16 protein-coding genes and 1 pseudogene are annotated in these 15,870 nt (G+C 46.4%); 11 read left to right on the top strand and 6 right to left on the bottom strand.

What is annotated here, in order from left to right:
* The first annotated feature begins 88 nt into the window (after positions 1-88).
* From AXI59_RS18745 to phrC, 4 genes are all read left to right on the top strand, one after another.
* Positions 89-772, top strand: coding sequence for a two-component system response regulator YclJ (locus AXI59_RS18745; protein WP_061528996.1), 684 nt, complete (start codon positions 89-91; stop codon positions 770-772).
* On the top strand, positions 759-2,186 hold the full coding sequence (locus AXI59_RS18740) for a two-component system sensor histidine kinase YclK (protein ID WP_167348394.1): 1,428 nt from the start codon (positions 759-761) through the stop codon (positions 2,184-2,186). The genes AXI59_RS18745 and AXI59_RS18740 overlap by 14 nt, the downstream gene beginning before the upstream one ends.
* 158 nt (positions 2,187-2,344) lie before the next feature.
* Positions 2,345-3,493 (top strand): response regulator aspartate phosphatase, encoded by a 1,149-nt coding sequence (locus tag AXI59_RS18735; protein ID WP_061528994.1) that lies wholly within the window; start codon positions 2,345-2,347, stop codon positions 3,491-3,493.
* Entirely contained in the window at positions 3,477-3,596 is a 120-nt protein-coding gene (gene phrC / locus AXI59_RS18730) for a phosphatase RapC inhibitor PhrC (RefSeq protein ID WP_013351005.1), read from the top strand. Before AXI59_RS18735 ends, phrC begins: the two co-directional genes overlap by 17 nt.
* A 287-nt stretch (positions 3,597-3,883) precedes the next feature.
* On the opposite strand, the gene AXI59_RS19905 is transcribed toward phrC, so the two are convergent.
* Positions 3,884-3,961 (bottom strand): YjcZ family sporulation protein, encoded by a 78-nt coding sequence (locus tag AXI59_RS19905; RefSeq protein ID WP_156476333.1) that lies wholly within the window; start codon positions 3,959-3,961, stop codon positions 3,884-3,886.
* A 113-nt stretch (positions 3,962-4,074) separates the two neighbouring features.
* Positions 4,075-5,439 carry an aspartate kinase gene (locus AXI59_RS18725; protein ID WP_061522856.1) on the bottom strand — a complete coding sequence of 455 codons (1,365 nt, stop codon included), beginning with the start codon at positions 5,437-5,439 and terminating at the stop codon, positions 4,075-4,077.
* A gap of 415 nt (positions 5,440-5,854) precedes the next feature.
* On the opposite strand from AXI59_RS18725, the gene AXI59_RS18720 reads away from it, so the two are divergent.
* Genes AXI59_RS18720 through AXI59_RS18705 form a run of 4 tightly spaced genes read left to right on the top strand, consistent with a single transcriptional unit; the run spans position 5,855 to position 9,471 of the window.
* The gene (locus tag AXI59_RS18720; RefSeq protein ID WP_061522828.1) at positions 5,855-6,808 is read left to right on the top strand and encodes an ABC transporter permease; all 954 of its coding nucleotides are present in this window, start codon (positions 5,855-5,857) and stop codon (positions 6,806-6,808) included.
* On the top strand, positions 6,798-7,745 hold the full coding sequence (locus tag AXI59_RS18715) for an iron chelate uptake ABC transporter family permease subunit (protein ID WP_061522827.1): 948 nt from the start codon (positions 6,798-6,800) through the stop codon (positions 7,743-7,745). Before AXI59_RS18720 ends, AXI59_RS18715 begins: the two co-directional genes overlap by 11 nt.
* Positions 7,739-8,497: an iron ABC transporter ATP-binding protein gene (locus tag AXI59_RS18710; protein WP_061522826.1), complete on the top strand. Its 759-nt coding sequence runs from the start codon at positions 7,739-7,741 to the stop codon at positions 8,495-8,497. The genes AXI59_RS18715 and AXI59_RS18710 overlap by 7 nt, the downstream gene beginning before the upstream one ends.
* A gap of 20 nt (positions 8,498-8,517) precedes the next feature.
* The gene (locus tag AXI59_RS18705) at positions 8,518-9,471 is read left to right on the top strand and encodes a siderophore ABC transporter substrate-binding protein (RefSeq protein ID WP_061528993.1); all 954 of its coding nucleotides are present in this window, start codon (positions 8,518-8,520) and stop codon (positions 9,469-9,471) included.
* 49 nt (positions 9,472-9,520) lie between these two features.
* On the opposite strand, the pseudogene AXI59_RS18700 reads toward AXI59_RS18705, so the two are convergent.
* The 3 genes and pseudogenes from AXI59_RS18700 to AXI59_RS18690 form a co-directional block, all read right to left on the bottom strand.
* Positions 9,521-9,793: pseudogene (locus AXI59_RS18700) on the bottom strand (MFS transporter); the annotation flags it as partial.
* Between the two features lie 132 nt (positions 9,794-9,925).
* On the bottom strand, positions 9,926-10,672 hold the full coding sequence (locus tag AXI59_RS18695) for an NADPH-dependent oxidoreductase (protein WP_061522823.1): 747 nt from the start codon (positions 10,670-10,672) through the stop codon (positions 9,926-9,928).
* Between the two features lie 16 nt (positions 10,673-10,688).
* Positions 10,689-10,976, bottom strand: a complete 288-nt coding sequence (locus tag AXI59_RS18690) for a putative quinol monooxygenase (RefSeq protein ID WP_061522822.1) — start codon at positions 10,974-10,976, stop codon at positions 10,689-10,691.
* A gap of 140 nt (positions 10,977-11,116) precedes the next feature.
* Between AXI59_RS18690 and AXI59_RS18685 the strand changes: the two genes are divergently transcribed.
* Positions 11,117-11,431: an ArsR/SmtB family transcription factor gene (locus tag AXI59_RS18685; protein WP_061522821.1), complete on the top strand. Its 315-nt coding sequence runs from the start codon at positions 11,117-11,119 to the stop codon at positions 11,429-11,431.
* A gap of 26 nt (positions 11,432-11,457) precedes the next feature.
* Here AXI59_RS18685 and gabR read toward each other — a convergent pair whose 3' ends face one another.
* Positions 11,458-12,870 (bottom strand): MocR-like transcriptional regulator GabR, encoded by a 1,413-nt coding sequence (gabR, locus tag AXI59_RS18680; protein ID WP_061528991.1) that lies wholly within the window; start codon positions 12,868-12,870, stop codon positions 11,458-11,460.
* 113 nt (positions 12,871-12,983) lie between these two features.
* Between gabR and gabT the strand changes: the two genes are divergently transcribed.
* Together gabT and gabD are read left to right on the top strand one after the other, a co-directional pair.
* A complete protein-coding gene (gene gabT, locus AXI59_RS18675) occupies positions 12,984-14,291 on the top strand; it encodes a 4-aminobutyrate--2-oxoglutarate transaminase (RefSeq protein ID WP_061528990.1) in 1,308 nt (435 codons plus the stop codon).
* 75 nt (positions 14,292-14,366) lie between these two features.
* Entirely contained in the window at positions 14,367-15,752 is a 1,386-nt protein-coding gene (gene gabD, locus AXI59_RS18670; RefSeq protein ID WP_061529014.1) for a succinate-semialdehyde dehydrogenase, read from the top strand.
* Positions 15,753-15,870: the final 118 nt, after the last annotated feature.

The raw sequence follows: 15,870 nt of genomic DNA, 5'->3' as shown, positions 1-15,870 counted from the left end.
AATAAAAACTAACAATCGTGAATCGTAAAAACATCCGTGTAAAATGATGCTATTATAAGAAAAAGCGTCAAGACAAGCGGAGGATACAATGAAAATATTAATGATAGAAGATAATATAAGCGTGTGCACAATGACAGAAATGTTCTTTTTTAAAGAAGGTTTCGAAGCGGAATTTGTCCATGACGGGCAGGAAGGATATCAGCGGTTTACAGAAGGCGACTGGGATTTGGTCATACTCGATATCATGCTCCCGTCTATGGACGGAGTGACGATCTGCCGGAAAATAAGAGAGACGAGCAGTGTGCCGATTATTATGCTGACGGCGAAAGATACAGAGTCCGACCAGGTTATCGGATTTGAAATGGGGGCGGACGACTATGTCACCAAGCCGTTCAGCCCGCTGACATTGGTCGCGCGGATTAAAGCAGTCATCAGAAGGTACAGGGCGACGGGACAGGCGGTCAAAAGAGACGATATGATCGAGACCGCATGCTTTACGATCAATAAGAAAACCAGGGAAGTGTTTCTGCATGGAGTTCCTGTTGAGAATCTGACGCCGAAGGAATTCGACCTGCTCTTTTATCTCGTGCAAAACCCGCGCCAGGTCTTTTCACGAGAGCAATTGCTCGAGCAGGTATGGGGCTATCAATTTTACGGCGATGAGCGTACGGTTGATGTCCATATTAAACGGCTGCGGAAAAAGCTGTCCAGTGAGGAAAAATCGTTTTTATACACGGTGTGGGGGGTAGGATATAAATTTGATGAGGATTAAATACTTATACCAGCTGCTTTTAAGCCATGTCAGCATTTTGATTCTGGCATTTGTCATCATCATTTTTTTATTTTCGCACTTTGTGAAGGATTTTGCCTATCAAAATAAAGTGGAGGAGCTGTCCTCCTACGCGCAGCAGATCACAATGGAATTTGACGGGCGCGGCCTTGACATGCGCCGTTTGTATCCGTATCAGGATATATTAAAAACGAGGCAGACAAGATTTATCATTTTTGATGAAAAGCAGCGGCCTTACTTTTTTCCGGATGATATGCCTCCTCATGAAAAGCTGAGGCATAAAGAATGGCAAATGCTGAAACAAGGGAAAACCGTTCAAATCAGAGCGGAGATGAATCGTTTCAACAATGAAGGCTTAGAGGTATCATTAGTTGCAAAGCCCATTTTTATCAACAATCAATTTAAAGGCGCGGTGCTGCTGGTTTCTCCTGTCAGGGGCGTCGAGCAGATGATCGGCCAGGTCAACCGCTACATGTTTTACGCGATCATCGGAACGCTGATCATCACAATTCTGTTGAGCTGGCTGCTGTCTAAGTTTCACGTCAAACGGATTCAGACATTGCGCGATGCGACCGGAAAAGTGGCGTCCGGCGATTACGATATTTCCCTCAAGAGCAGCGGCAGGGATGAAATCGGCATGCTGGCATCTGATTTTAATATTATGGCAAAGAATTTAAAGCAATCCAGGGAGCAGATTGACCGCCTTGAAAAGCGGAGGCGCCAGTTTATCGCGGATGTTTCGCATGAACTGAGAACACCGCTTACGACCATTAACGGATTGGTGGAGGGGCTGAACAGCAATGCCATTCCAGAAAAGGATAAAGAGAAGTGCTTCTCTCTGATCAGTGAAGAGACGAAGCGGATGCTGCGGCTCGTGAAGGAAAACCTGGATTATGAAAAAATCAGATCTCAGCAAATCAAGCTGGATAAGCTGAGTGTGCCGCTTATCGAGGTGTTTGAAATCATTAAAGAGCATCTTAATCAGCAGGCCGAAGAAAAACAAAACAAGCTGCTCATTCAAGTGGATGACGGTATAAAAGTGTATGCTGATTATGACAGGCTCATTCAAATCCTCGTCAACATTACGAAAAACAGCATTCAATTTACGCAAAACGGAGAAATCCGGCTGCGCGGCTATGAAGGCTATAAAGAAACGATTATTGAAATTGAAGACACCGGAATCGGCATTTCCAAAGAGGAAATCGAGCATATATGGGAACGATTCTACAAGGCGGACGTGTCCAGAACGAACACGGCTTACGGCGAATACGGCCTCGGCCTGTCCATCGTCAAACAGCTCGTCGAACTGCATAAAGGCACGATAGACATTGAAAGCGAAAAAGGAAAAGGCACGAGCTTTAAAATCCGCCTTCCGCTGAATACGAAAAATGAATAAACATCAAAACGGCGGCCTAAAATGGCTGCCGTTTGTTTTACTTTGACTTCGGCAATTGCGCTCTGCCGAAACAAAGTTTGCGTATTTTTCGGGATGGAAAGACACGGAAACGTGATAAAATAACTGTTAAACAGGTCTTGGATGGGGAGGGTGAAGGAATGAAGAGCGGGTTAATTCCTTCTTCAGCAGTCGGGCAGAAGATTAACGAGTGGTATCAATACATAAGAACATTCAGCGTGCCGGATGCAGAGATTTTGAAAGCCGAGATCAAACAAGAACTTGACCATATGGAGCCAGATTCGAACTTAGTGCTTTATTACTCACTCATGGAATTTCGTCATCAGCTGATGCTGGACTATCTGGAGCCGCTGGAAAACCTGAAGATTGAAGATCAGCCGAGCCTATCAGAAATCTTAGACAACATTGATAACAGCCAGGCCGGCCTCAAAGGGCTTCTGGATTATTACGTCAATTTCTTCAGGGGCATGTTTGAATTTGATAAAAGAGAATTTATATCGGCTATTACTTATTATAAACAGGCTGAAAAAAAGCTGGCCTTCGTATCGGACCACGTGGAAAGGGCAGAGTTTTATTTTAAAGTGGCCGAAGCGTATTATTACATGAAGCAAACGTATTTTTCCCTGATACATATTAAAAACGCTTATGAAATTTATGTGGAGCAGGACACATACAATGTAAGAATCATCCAATGCCACTTCGTGTTCGGCGTCAATTTGATGGATGAGAGGCGTTTTGAGCAGGCGGCGAAGCATTTTGAACACGCCTTGAAAATGGCCGAAAAAGAAGAAAAAGCGCAGCTGGTCGGAAGGGCGCTGTATAACCTCGGATTGTGCTATTACAATCAAGACCGCATTGATTCCGCCATCCCGTACTTTGAACAAGCGGTTGAAACATTTGAATCACACAGAATCGTCAATTCACTTCCTCAAGCTTATTTTCTAATCACACAAATTTATTTTAAACTCGGAAAAAATGCAAAGGCGGCGGAATATCATAAACGGGGTTATGAATATGCTAAAGAAACAGACGATCCCGATTACGCGGTAAAATTCGAATGGCTGCACGCTCTGTATCAGGCGAAACCGGATGAAGAAAAAATCAACACGTGTTTTCGCTACCTTGCAAATAAAAATTTGTACGCCGATATAGAGGATTTAGCACTAGAAGCAGCTAAATATTACTATGAACAAAAATGCTTTGAGATGTCTTCTTACTATTTTCTCAAAGTCGAAGAGGCAAGAAAACAAATACAAAGGAGTGAGGGTTTGTATGAAATTGAAATCTAAATGGTTTGTCATTTGTTTAGCGGCCGCCGCGATCTTTACTGCTGCAGGAGTAAGCCAAACTGACCAGGCTGAATTCCATGTAGCAGAAAGAGGAATGACGTAAGAAGAAAAGTCCCTTATTTAAGAGGCGGACTGCCTGAGAATACGATCTCGGCAGTCTTTTTTGGTGAATTGATAGATTCGTTAAATTTAGAATCGTAAAGAATGATCTCTTGCTTGCCAAAGATATATTCTTGTTCTGTATCTTTTTTCTCGTAAAATGTTCTAATTGTATTTGAAACAGAATGGAAATTGATTTGCAGGGCAGGGAGGAACCAACGCCATATAAGAATACAAAAAAAGACGCCGCAGGACGAATCGCGCAGCGCCTAAATTATAGACAGAGTAATTCTAGTAACCCCCAAAGAAGGATGATCCTACGATAACTAATAGGATAAACAAAACAACGATTAAAGCGAATGAACCCATTCCGCCCCATTCTGACATTAGCTTCACCTCCATATCGTCTATACCATACAATATGTGAGCGACGCTTTTTTGAAAGGGATAATAGTGGACAAGAGAAAAAAAGAGGCAGTTTTCTATGAGAGTAAGACTCTTGCGAAAAATTCTTCATACAGCGCCTGAACCGCTCGTTTTTCCTGCTCTTCCATGACACCGAACATCATGCTCACCTCAGAGGAGCCTTGGTTGATCATCTCAATGTTGACGTCAGCCTCTGATAACGCTTTTGACGCCCTCGCCGTTGTGCCGACATTATGGCGCATCGCTTCTCCGACGACCATAATCAGCGCCAAATGGTACCGGACGGTGACTTCATCGGCATGAAGCTCTCGTTTCAGCCGTGTGACAAGCCTCTGTTCCAATGCGGCGTCCATTTGATTGTGCCGCAGGATGATCGTGATGTCATCAATTCCGGACGGCACGTGCTCATACGTTAATCCCTCATCCTCTAAAATCTGAAGGGCTTTGCGTCCGAAACCGATTTCCCTGTTCATTAAATATTTGCTTATGTAAATGCTGCAAAAGCCTGTGTCGCTTGCGATGCCGATGACAGGTCCGTTTGTATGATCGCGCCTGCTGACGACTCGGGTGCCCTTTGCATCCGGGTTGTTCGTATTTTTTATCTGAACGGGAATGCCTGCCCGAAATGCGGGGATGAGCGCCTCGTCATGAAAGACGGAGAAGCCGGCATAAGAAAGCTCGCGCATTTCCCGATACGTCAGTTCATTGATTTCCTTCGGGTCCTGAACGATCGACGGATTGACGGAATAGACGGCGTCTACGTCCGTAAAGTTCTCGTACAGATCGGCCTTTAAGCCGTTGGCGAGAATGGAGCCGGTAATATCAGAGCCGCTCCGGGAAAAGGTCAGGACGTCACCTTCTTTGCTGTATCCGAAAAATCCCGGAAAAATGATCAGGCCTTCACGGTTTCTCAGGCGGTGCAAATTGTCATATGATTCAGGAAGCACCTGCGCGCTCCCCGGCTCATTCGTCACGAACAGCCCGGCTTCCTTAGGGCTGACGTATTCCGCTTCGACTCCCTGATGCCGAAAGTACGCCGCGATCAGCTTTGCATTGTTATCCTCGCCGCTTGCTTTAACCGCGTCCAAATACTTCTCGGGATTGCGTTTATCGCCGTTTAAGAGTGTGAACAAGTCATCACGGATTCTTTCAATAATAGAGGAATCCAAGTTCAGCTCACGCGCGATGCTTGCGTATCGTTCGATGACCGCTTCAGCAAGTTCGGGCGCTTTTCCTTTCTGCAAATAATGATCCGCACATGCGATTAACAGATCCGTCACTTTTGTATCGTTCGAAAAGCGTTTTCCCGGCGCCGATACGACTACTGCTTTTCGCGACGGATCGGCCGTCACGATGTGAAACACTTTTTCAAGCTGTGCTCCTGACGCGAGGGAGCTGCCTCCGAATTTTACAACTTTCATCATTATACATCCCCTAATGTTTAAATTTTCCCACAAATTTAATTTTTATTATCACTCTTTCATTTGTGTAAATCAAGGGATTTTTCTATATGGAGTGAACATTTGTATTCTCGGAGAGGAATGACAGCGTTGTTTGTCAGATTTATTTCCTGATAAGTGTGCATGGAGGTGCAAAATATGATAACTGTCCAAACAATGGTTATAGAAAATCCTGCAAATTATTGATAGACTTTTTGTAAAACAGTTAATGTACGAACCCGGAAAGACCGTTTGTGCACGCAAAACCATATTGACTAAGCCCGGAAAGATGATAAGATTGTAATTGCAGTTGATAATGATAATCATTACGAGTCGGGCTGTATCGGAGTCGCCGTACAATGGGTCTAACCGTTTGAGAAGGGTGCAGGGAGGCAGCATGAAGCTACGTTACTTACTTTTGTTACTGGCGGTATTGGCGGTTGCTTCTACCTTTATCGGAGTAGAAGATCTGTCGCCGCTGGATGTATTTCATTTAAATAAAGAACAGGCCGGTACATTATTTGACAGCCGCCTGCCGCGTTTGGTGAGCATCATCATCGCCGGCATGAGCTTGAGCATCTGCGGATTGATTATGCAGCAGATCAGCCGAAATAAGTTTGTTTCGCCGACAACCGCGGGAACAATGGATTGGGCAAGGCTCGGGATTTTAATCTCATTAATGTTCTTTACTTCAGCGAGTCCGCTTTTGAAAATGTTCATCGCTTTTATATTCGCTTTGGCAGGAAATTTCCTCTTCATGAAAATCCTCGAGAGAATCAAGTTTAATGATACGATTTTTATTCCTCTCGTCGGTTTAATGCTCGGGAATATTGTCAGCTCAATCGCCACATTTATCGCATATAAATACGATTTGATTCAAAATCTCTCGTCATGGCTGCAGGGGGATTTTTCACTGGTTGTGAAAGGCAGGTACGAGCTTTTATACCTGAGTATTCCGCTTGTGATCATTGCTTATGTGTATGCGGACAAATTTACCGTGGCGGGGATGGGAGAGAGCTTTTCCGTCAACCTCGGCCTGAAGTATAAACGGGTTGTGAATATCGGTCTGATCATCGTGTCGCTCATTGCTTCACTTGTGATTCTGACCGTCGGGATGCTGCCGTTTCTCGGATTGATCATTCCCAATATGGTTTCGATCTACAAAGGAGATCATTTAAGGAGCAGCCTGCCTCACACGGCTTTGTTAGGCGCCGTTTTTGTGCTGTTTTGCGACATATTGGGGAGATTGATCATTTTCCCGTACGAAATTTCAATCGGCCTGATGGTCGGAGTTATCGGCAGCGGCATCTTCCTGTATATGCTGTTAAGGAGAAAAGCATATGAGTCATAATAAAAAAATTACGCTGCTGGCGGCACTCGCCATGTTATGTATCGGATTATTTTTGTTCTACGGTCTGGGCAATTGGGAATATTCACTGCCGAGACGCTGCTCCAAAGTGCTCGCCATGATGCTGACGGGCGGAGCGATTGCGTTTTCCACAGTGATCTTCCAGACGATTACGAATAACCGCATCCTCACACCGGGCATTTTAGGCCTTGATTCCTTGTATATGCTCATTCAGACCGTCATTGTTTTTCTGTTCGGATCAATGAATATCGTCATGATGAATAAGAATCTAAACTTCGTCATCTCCGTCGGGCTGATGGTTCTGTTATCTCTTCTTCTGTATCAGCTCATGTTTAAAGGGGAAGGGCGGAATGTGTTTTTCCTTCTTCTTGTCGGTGTCGTGTTCGGTACTTTGTTCAACAGCTTATCATCGTTTATGCAAATGCTGATTGATCCGAATGAGTTTCAGGTGGTTCAGGACAAGATGTTTGCCAGCTTTAACAATATCAATACGGATCTTTTAGGCTTTGCCGGCTTGATATTCCTTCTTACCGGCATCTATGTCTGGCGGTTTACGCGGTTTTTTGACGTGCTGTCGCTGGGAAGGGAGCACGCCGTCAATCTGGGAATCGAGTACGATAAGCTGGTGAAACAAATGCTCATTGTGGTCGCGATCCTTGTTTCTGTGTCAACGGCGCTTGTCGGGCCGATCATGTTTTTAGGGCTGCTCGTCGTCAATTTGGCGAGAGAGTTTTTGAAAACGTATAAGCACACGTATTTAATCGCGGGCTCTGTCCTGATCAGTATGATCGCGCTTATCGGAGGCCAATTCGTTGTGGAGAAAGTGTTCACCTTTTCCACGACGCTGAGCGTCATTATTAATTTTGCCGGCGGGATTTATTTTATCTACTTGCTGTTAAAGGAGAATAAATCATGGTAGAGGTCAAAAATGTAAGCAAACAATACGGAGGGAAGGTTGTCCTTGAAAAAACGTCTTTGGCGATACAAAAGGGCAGGCTCACCTCGTTTATCGGTCCTAACGGCGCCGGCAAAAGCACGCTGCTGTCTATCATGAGCCGGCTGATTAAGACGGATTCGGGAGAAATCACCGTCGACGGTCAAGAGATCGGATCGTGCAAAAGCAATGAGCTGGCGAAAAAAATCAGCATCCTGAAGCAGGCGAACCAAATTAATATCCGGCTGACCATTAAAGACTTAGTCAGCTTCGGCCGTTTTCCTTATTCGCAGGGGAAGCTGACGGCTGAAGATTGGACGCACATTAACCAAGCCATCGATTATATGAAGCTTGCCGACATTCAGGATAAATACCTCGACCAGCTGAGCGGCGGACAGTGCCAAAGGGCGTTTATCGCGATGATCATCGCCCAGGATACGGACTACATTTTTCTCGATGAGCCGCTGAACAATTTAGATATGAAGCATTCAGTTGAAATGATGAAGCTTTTGAAGCGGCTTGTGAAGGACTTTGGAAAAACGGTCGTCGTAGTGATTCACGATATCAACTTCGCATCAGTATATTCAGACCATATCGTTGCTTTAAAAAACGGCCGTGTCGTAAAAGAAGGGCCTGCTGAGGAGATCATTGAGACCTCCGTGCTTGAAGAGATTTATGATATGACCATTCCGATTCAAGAGATTGACAGTCAGCGGATCGGTGTTTACTTTTCTTAATAACAGATGGGGTGAAAATCATGAAAAAATTCGCATTGCTATTTATTGCGCTGGTAACGGTATTCGTTGTTTCTGCGTGCGGAAACGGAAGTGCGGACAAAACGTCCGGCAAATCAAAAAAAGATACAATCACGATTAAGGATGACCTGAACAAAGAAGGAGTCAACGTGCCGAAGAATCCGAAAAAGGTTGTTGTGTTCAACCTCGGAATGCTTGACACAATGGACGAACTCGGTTTACAGGACCATGTAGCGGGGCTGCCGAAACAAAGCCTGCCAAAATACTTATCTAAATACAAAAATGATAAATACGCCAATACCGGAAGTTTAAAAGAACCGGATTTTGAAAAAGTCGCAGACCTTGATCCCGATTTAATCATTATAGCTCACAGACAATCTGATTCTTATAAAGAGTTTTCAAAAATCGCACCGACGCTTTACCTTGATGATAACTATACAAACTACGTCGACACGTTCAAACACAACACAAACGTCATCGGCAAAATCTTTAATAAAGAAAATGAAGTGAAGGATAAGCTTGCGAAAATCGATCAATCCATTGCTGATCTGAAGAAAAAAACAAGCAAAATGAATAAAAACGGCTTGGTTGTGATGGCGAACGACGGCAAAATCAGCGCGTTCGGATCTAAATCAAGATACGGCTTCATTCATGACGTATTCGGCGTCAAACCGGCTGACAAGAATATTGAAGCCTCATTGCACGGACAAAGCATTTCATATGAATACATCGCCAAAACAAATCCTGATTACATGTTTGTCGTTGACCGCGGAACCGCGATCGGCACAACCTCTTCGACAAAACAAGTGGTTGAAAACGATTATGTAAAATCCGTCAACGCGGTGAAAAACAACCATGTCGTGTATCTTGACTCAGCTGTCTGGTATTTATCCGGCGGCGGACTTGAATCCATGGCGCAAATGGTGAAAGAAGTAAAAGACGGAATTGAGAAGTAAAAAAAACCCGATCACACCTGTGATCGGGTTCTTTGTTTTTAATGAATCATTACCGCGTGACCGCCTGCTGCTTGGGGGGACGCGGTTTTTTCTTCAAGGTGAAGGATAACAGGAAGCCTGCCAGCGCGATGCATGCGGCGACGATAAACGCGGCATTCATGCCGTGAAGGGCGGCGTTTGCCGGGCTATGTGCATCTGCGTGCGCCGCCTGGTTGCTCATCACGGATACGAGCAGCGCCGTTCCGATAGAGCCTCCGACTTGACGGACGGTATTGTTCATGGCCGTTCCGTGCGGGATTAAGTGACGCGGCAGCGCAACAATAGAAAACTCATTGGTTTACAAAAAACCAATGAGTATATGATGAAAATATTAACAAATGCATTCGATAGGTGTCAACGCTTTTGCTTCATAAAAAGAAAAAACCTGCCGGAGTTTTTCCGGCAGGCTGATATCTTATTTATCCGTCTTAAATCCTTGCTTCTCAAGCATTTCGCGAATGTGCGGATAATAAACCTGTTTATAGTAGGCTGTGATGCCTTGTGACCAGTTTCTTGTTTCTTGTCCGTTGGTGCGCTGCTTCATGTACTCGGACATTTGCTTGTCATAGGCTTCAATATGTGTTCTTAAGTCTTCCTCTTGGTACGTTTCCTGATGCAGTATTGCTGCTTGCGGCAGACGCGGTTTTTTCGCAGAACGGTCTGCCGGGCGGCCGACGACAAGGCCTGAGACAGGGAAAACGTATTTCGGAAGCTTCAGCAATTCAATCAGTTCGTCCGGCTTGCCGCGCACGGCGCCGATCGGCACAGTGCCGAGGCCCATTGATTCCGCCGCAGCGGTTGCCGTTCCGAGCGCGATGCCGACATCTACAGCGCCGACAAGAACGGACTCTAATCCGTTCGTAATTTCAAGCGGTGTATCATTATATTCTTCAAGCGCAATTTTGGCGCGGTTAAAATCAGCGCAGAATAAAAGGAAAACAGGCGCTTGGTCAATCCACGGCTGTCCGCCGGCCAATTCGGAGATTTTCTTTTTTCTTTCTTTATCCCGCACCGCGATCACTGTAAACTGCTGGCCGTTAATGGAAGTCGGCGCAGCCTGTGCGGCTTGGATGATCAGGTCGAGCTCTTCTTCGGTAACCGGTTCATCCGTGTAACTCCGTATGGATCGGTGATCTGTTAATAATTGAAGCACTTCGTTCATGTCAGCCATCCTTTCGTTATTCCGCCAGCTCTGTGCGAACGACATCAAGCGGAGCGTTCAGCAGTTCTTTGCCTTTTGCGACGAATCCTTGGAAATGATCTGTTGCGTTATGAAATTTCATTGCTTCTTCATCTTTCCATTGTTCAAGCATGACGAATGTATTCTCTTCACCGATTTTTTCAAACAAATCGTACTGCACATTTCCTTCTTCTGCGCGTGAATGCTGAACAAGCGATTGAGCCTCTCCTAAAAATTCCTCGCGTTTTTCGGGTTTTACTTTCATGTAAGCTTGTAAGACGATCATGACAATCCCTCCTGATTGGGTTTATTTGTTATAGTTCGAATGTTATCGAACTAACTGTAACATGTTTAACGGCGCAAGGCAAAGAAAAAAACCTCCTGCCTAAATTGTCACCAGCCGCTGATATGTGTTACATTTGACTCATGAACATTCCAAACCATCCTGAAACCAATCATTTGCAGCTGACAAAAGTTCTTCATGCCCTCAGTGATCCGCTCCGCTTAGAGCTGGTCAAGCAATTGGCTGAAACTACAGAAAAAACGTGCAGCACATGCGCTGATATCCAGGTGGCGAAATCGACGCTGTCCCATCACTTCAAAGTGCTGAGGGAAGCGGGAATCGCCCAAGTGCGTATAGACGGGAAGCATCGCTATTATTCCCTTCGTAAAGATGATTTACAAGAGGCGTTTCCAGGCTTGCTGGAAGCGGTGCTGCAAATAGATCCAACCCGCTGGTAAACCAGTCCCCGAAGCCCGGGGTTTTTTTATGCACCGAAAACCGCCCGGTAAAGCCTTGTGACACCTTCTTCGATATCGTCCTGCTTCAGGCGGGCGAATCCGAGAATGAGCTTCGGCTTTTCTGACACGCCGCCTGTTTTCAGCCTAAAACGGCTCATCGCGAACAGATCGAGCTGTTCGGCGGATGCGCGTGCCAATATATCTTTTTCTGAACGGGTGCAGTCAAATTCAGTGACAAAATGAAGGCCCGCATTGGCGCCTTTTAAAATGATCGTTTTCCCGAAAGCCTCTTCTAAAGCTGAAATGAGGCGCTCCCGTATGTCCTTATAATGCTGTTTCATCTTTTTAATATGCTTCTGATATTCACCGGAATCAATGAACTCCTTAAGCGCCAGCTGGGCAAGCGTGTTGCACGTATGCAGATCATACGTCCTTCGTTTGAATACCCGCAAAAGCTCAGGCGGCAAGACCATATAACTGATGCGCAGGCCGGGAAGAAGGGATTTTGAAAATGTCCCCATGTAGATGACATTTTGAAACCGGTCCAGACTTTGAAGCGCAGGGATGGTGTCCGCGTCATATTTAAATTCACTGTCATAGTCATCTTCAATAATGTATCTGTTTTTTCGTTCAGCGGCCCAGTTCAAAAGCTGAATCCGCCGGGAAACGGGCATGATAACGCCGGAGGGAAATTGATGGGACGGCGTGGTGATCAGCACATCGGGCCGGCATATGTCAATTTCCGTCATTGACATGCCTTTCTCATCAAGATGAATGGTCGCGGTCTGTTTTCCGAGGCTTTTCAATAGCTGATACATCCTCATGTAGCCCGGCTCCTCCATGGCGTACAGCGCGTCTTTTGGCAGCAGTTCGGTCAGAAGCTGCATCAGCATTTGCGTGCCCGCCCCGATCACGATCTGCTCCGGCCGGCATTTGACGCCCCTTGTTAAAGAAATAAGTCTTGAGATCGTTTCCCGCACCTCATACAAGCCCTGCGGGTGAACGAGTTCACCGAGCGTATGAAATGAGCGGGCGGCCGCTTTCTGCTCACAGCGGAACCAGCTTTTTAACGGAAAATGCGCCGTGTCCACGCTCATATGCGAAAACGAAATCCAGCCGCTCTTATCCGGCTCCTGCTCCTTTAAATCGTCAGGCAATGCCGACCCAGCCGGCTTCTCTTCATAATAAAACGTGTCAATTTCTTCAACGAAAAATCCTTTTCTCTCAATGGCATATAAATAGCCCTCCGCAAATAGCTGCTGGTAAGCGGAATTCACTGAATTCACACTGATATTTAACGTATCGGCGAGCTCCCGTTTAGACGGCACCTTTGTGTGAGGCGGGAGGCTGCGGTCTAAAACGGCCGCTTTGATCTTCTGATAAATTTGCTGATAAATGTAATCCGCCGTTTCTGAATGATCAATAGACATCGTCATCATAACCCGGGTCACTCCGTTTCATCTGATACCATGAAAAAATTAAAATTGGTACTTTTCATCATACCAAAAAGAAGTCAGAATGATAAGAAAACAATGCAGGGGGATGAAATCATATGAGTCAAACAACAGCATCGGGAAGAACGACAGCCCAGTGGCAGGAAAAACGGGATCAATTCGTATCAAACGGCGTCGGCAACGGAAATCGCAGCATGGCGGTAAAAGGAGAAGGGGCGCTATTATATGACTTGGACGGCAGAAGATTCATTGATTTTGCGGGAGCGATCGGAACGTTAAATGTCGGCCATTCCCATCCGAAGGTGGTTGAGGCCGTGAAGAAGCAGGCCGAGGACCTGATTCATCCCGGCTTTAACGTCATGATGTATCCGTCTTATATTGAATTAGCCGAAAAGCTTTGCGGCCTTGCGCCGGGGGATCATGACAAAAAAGCGATCTTCCTGAACTCAGGAGCGGAAGCGGTTGAAAACGCCGTGAAAATCGCTAGAAAATATACGAAACGCCAAGGCGTCGTCTCCTTCACACGGGGATTTCACGGCCGCACCAATATGACGATGAGCATGACGAGCAAGGTAAAGCCCTATAAATTCGGCTTCGGCCCGTTTGCCTCAGAGGTTTATCAGGCGCCGTTTCCTTACTATTATCAAAAACCCGCCGGGATGAGCAATGAGCAATACGATGACTTTATCATAAACGCATTTGATGATTTCTTTATTGCTTCAGCCGCTCCGGAAACTGTCGCTTGTGTCGTGATGGAGCCTGTTCAGGGAGAAGGCGGCTTCATTATTCCTTCAAAACGTTTCGTTCAGCACGTCGCTGATTTCTGTAAGAAACACGGCATTGTGTTTGTGGCGGATGAAATACAGACCGGCTTTGCCAGAACGGGCGCGTACTTTGCGATCGAACATTTCGGAGCCGTTCCTGATTTAATTACCGTTTCCAAGTCGCTTGCTGCCGGACTGCCGCTCAGCGGAGTCATCGGCCGTGCGGAAATGCTCGATGCAGCGGCGCCGGGCGAGCTGGGCGGAACGTATGCGGGAAGCCCTCTCGGCTGTGCGGCTGCGCTCGCCGTACTTGATATTATTGAAGAAGAAGGCCTTAATCAGCGGTCTGAGGAAATCGGGCAGATCATTGAAGATCAGGCGCTTGAATGGAAAAAAGACCACGCCTTTATCGGAGAGGTGCGCAGACTTGGGGCGATGGCCGCCGTTGAAATCGTCAAAGACCCTGATACGCGTGAACCTGATAAAGCAAAAGCCGCGGCTATCGCCAAAACGGTCAACGAAAACGGGCTGCTTCTTTTAACAGCGGGAATCAACGGCAACATTATCAGATTTCTGACGCCGCTTGTGATGACGGATGAGCAGCTCGCAGAAGGCCTTGCGATTATCGAAGCAGCTCTGTAAGCTCATTGTTGGAAACCTCAAGGATGAGTCTGCTATCATGAGAAGTATCACATAGCAGAGAAAGGAATGTTCAATATGCCAGAACAATTAACGGTTTATAATCCGGCAACGGGAGAGGCGATCGAAAGCATCCCTCAGCAAACGGCTCAGGAAGTTGAAGAAGCGATTGAACGTTCACATCAAGCGTTTCAATCATGGTCTAAAACATCAGCGGGAGAACGTGCGTCACTTTTACGAAAATGGTATGAGCTGATTGTTGAACATAAAGAAGAACTTGCGGAATTAATTACGAAGGAAAACGGTAAACCATATCAAGAGGCGGTCGGCGAGGTATTATACGGAGCAGGCTACATCGAATGGTTTGCGGAAGAAGCGAAACGGATTTACGGCAGAACGGTTCCTGCGGCGGCGGGCAAACGGATTGTTGTCACGCGCCAGGCGGTCGGCCCGGTTGCGGCGATTACGCCTTGGAATTTCCCGAATGCGATGATCACAAGAAAAGCAGCGCCGGCTTTGGCGGCAGGATGTACGTTCATCATCAAACCGGCGGAGGATACGCCGCTGTCTGCTTACGCCCTCGCGCGTCTTGCTTATGAAGCGGGTATTCCGAAGGACGTGCTGCAAGTGGTGATAGGAGACGGAGCAGAGATTGGAAACGTCTTTACCAGCAGCCCGAAAATCCGCAAAATTACATTTACCGGTTCAACGCCGGTCGGCAAAATCTTAATGAAAAACAGCGCCGATACGGTAAAACACATGTCTATGGAGCTTGGCGGACATGCGCCGCTGATCGTGGACGAGGACGCCGATCTTGATCTCGCGGTAAAACAAACCATGGCTTCTAAATTCAGAAACGCCGGCCAAACGTGCGTCTGCGCGAACCGTTTAATCGTTCACGAGTCCATTAAGGATGAGTTTGCGAAAAAACTGAGTGAAGAGGCGGCGAAGCTCAAAGTCGGCAACGGCCTTGAGGAAGGCGTAAACGTCGGCCCGGTCATTAACAAAAAAGGCTTTGACAAAATCGTCGGCCAAATCAATGATGCCGTCGAAAAAGGCGCAAAAGTGCTGACCGGCGGAACGTATGACCAAAACGATGAGAAAGGCTGCTATTTCGTGACGCCGACTGTGCTGGCAGACGTGGATACGACCATGAACATTATGCATGAAGAAACATTCGGCCCGGTTGCGCCGATCGTTACTTTCTCTGACATTGATGAAGCGATCAAGCTTGCGAACGATACGCCGTTCGGGCTTGCGGCTTATTTCTTCACAGAAAATTACCGCCGCGGCATCTATATTTCAGAACACCTTGAATACGGTATTATCGGCTGGAACGACGGCGGCCCGTCCGCAGTTCAAGCGCCGTTTGGCGGAATGAAAGAAAGCGGCATCGGCCGTGAAGGCGGTACAGAAGGAATCGAGCCTTACCTTGAAACGAAATATATGTCTATCGGACTTTAATATCCGAAAAGGAAAGCCCCGCTTGGAGCGGGGCTTTTTTGATGCTTTAGGCCGGACAAAAAAACGTATTGCGCCTTGTATGCGTCCGTAGTATATTTCTGGTATGTGTTTTCTGAAT

This window comes from Bacillus nakamurai (genome assembly GCF_001584325.1).
Classification (GTDB): Bacteria; Bacillota; Bacilli; order Bacillales; family Bacillaceae; genus Bacillus; species Bacillus nakamurai.
The sequence above is the reverse complement of the archived record's forward strand: the minus strand, read 5'-3'. Positions and strand labels throughout refer to the sequence as shown.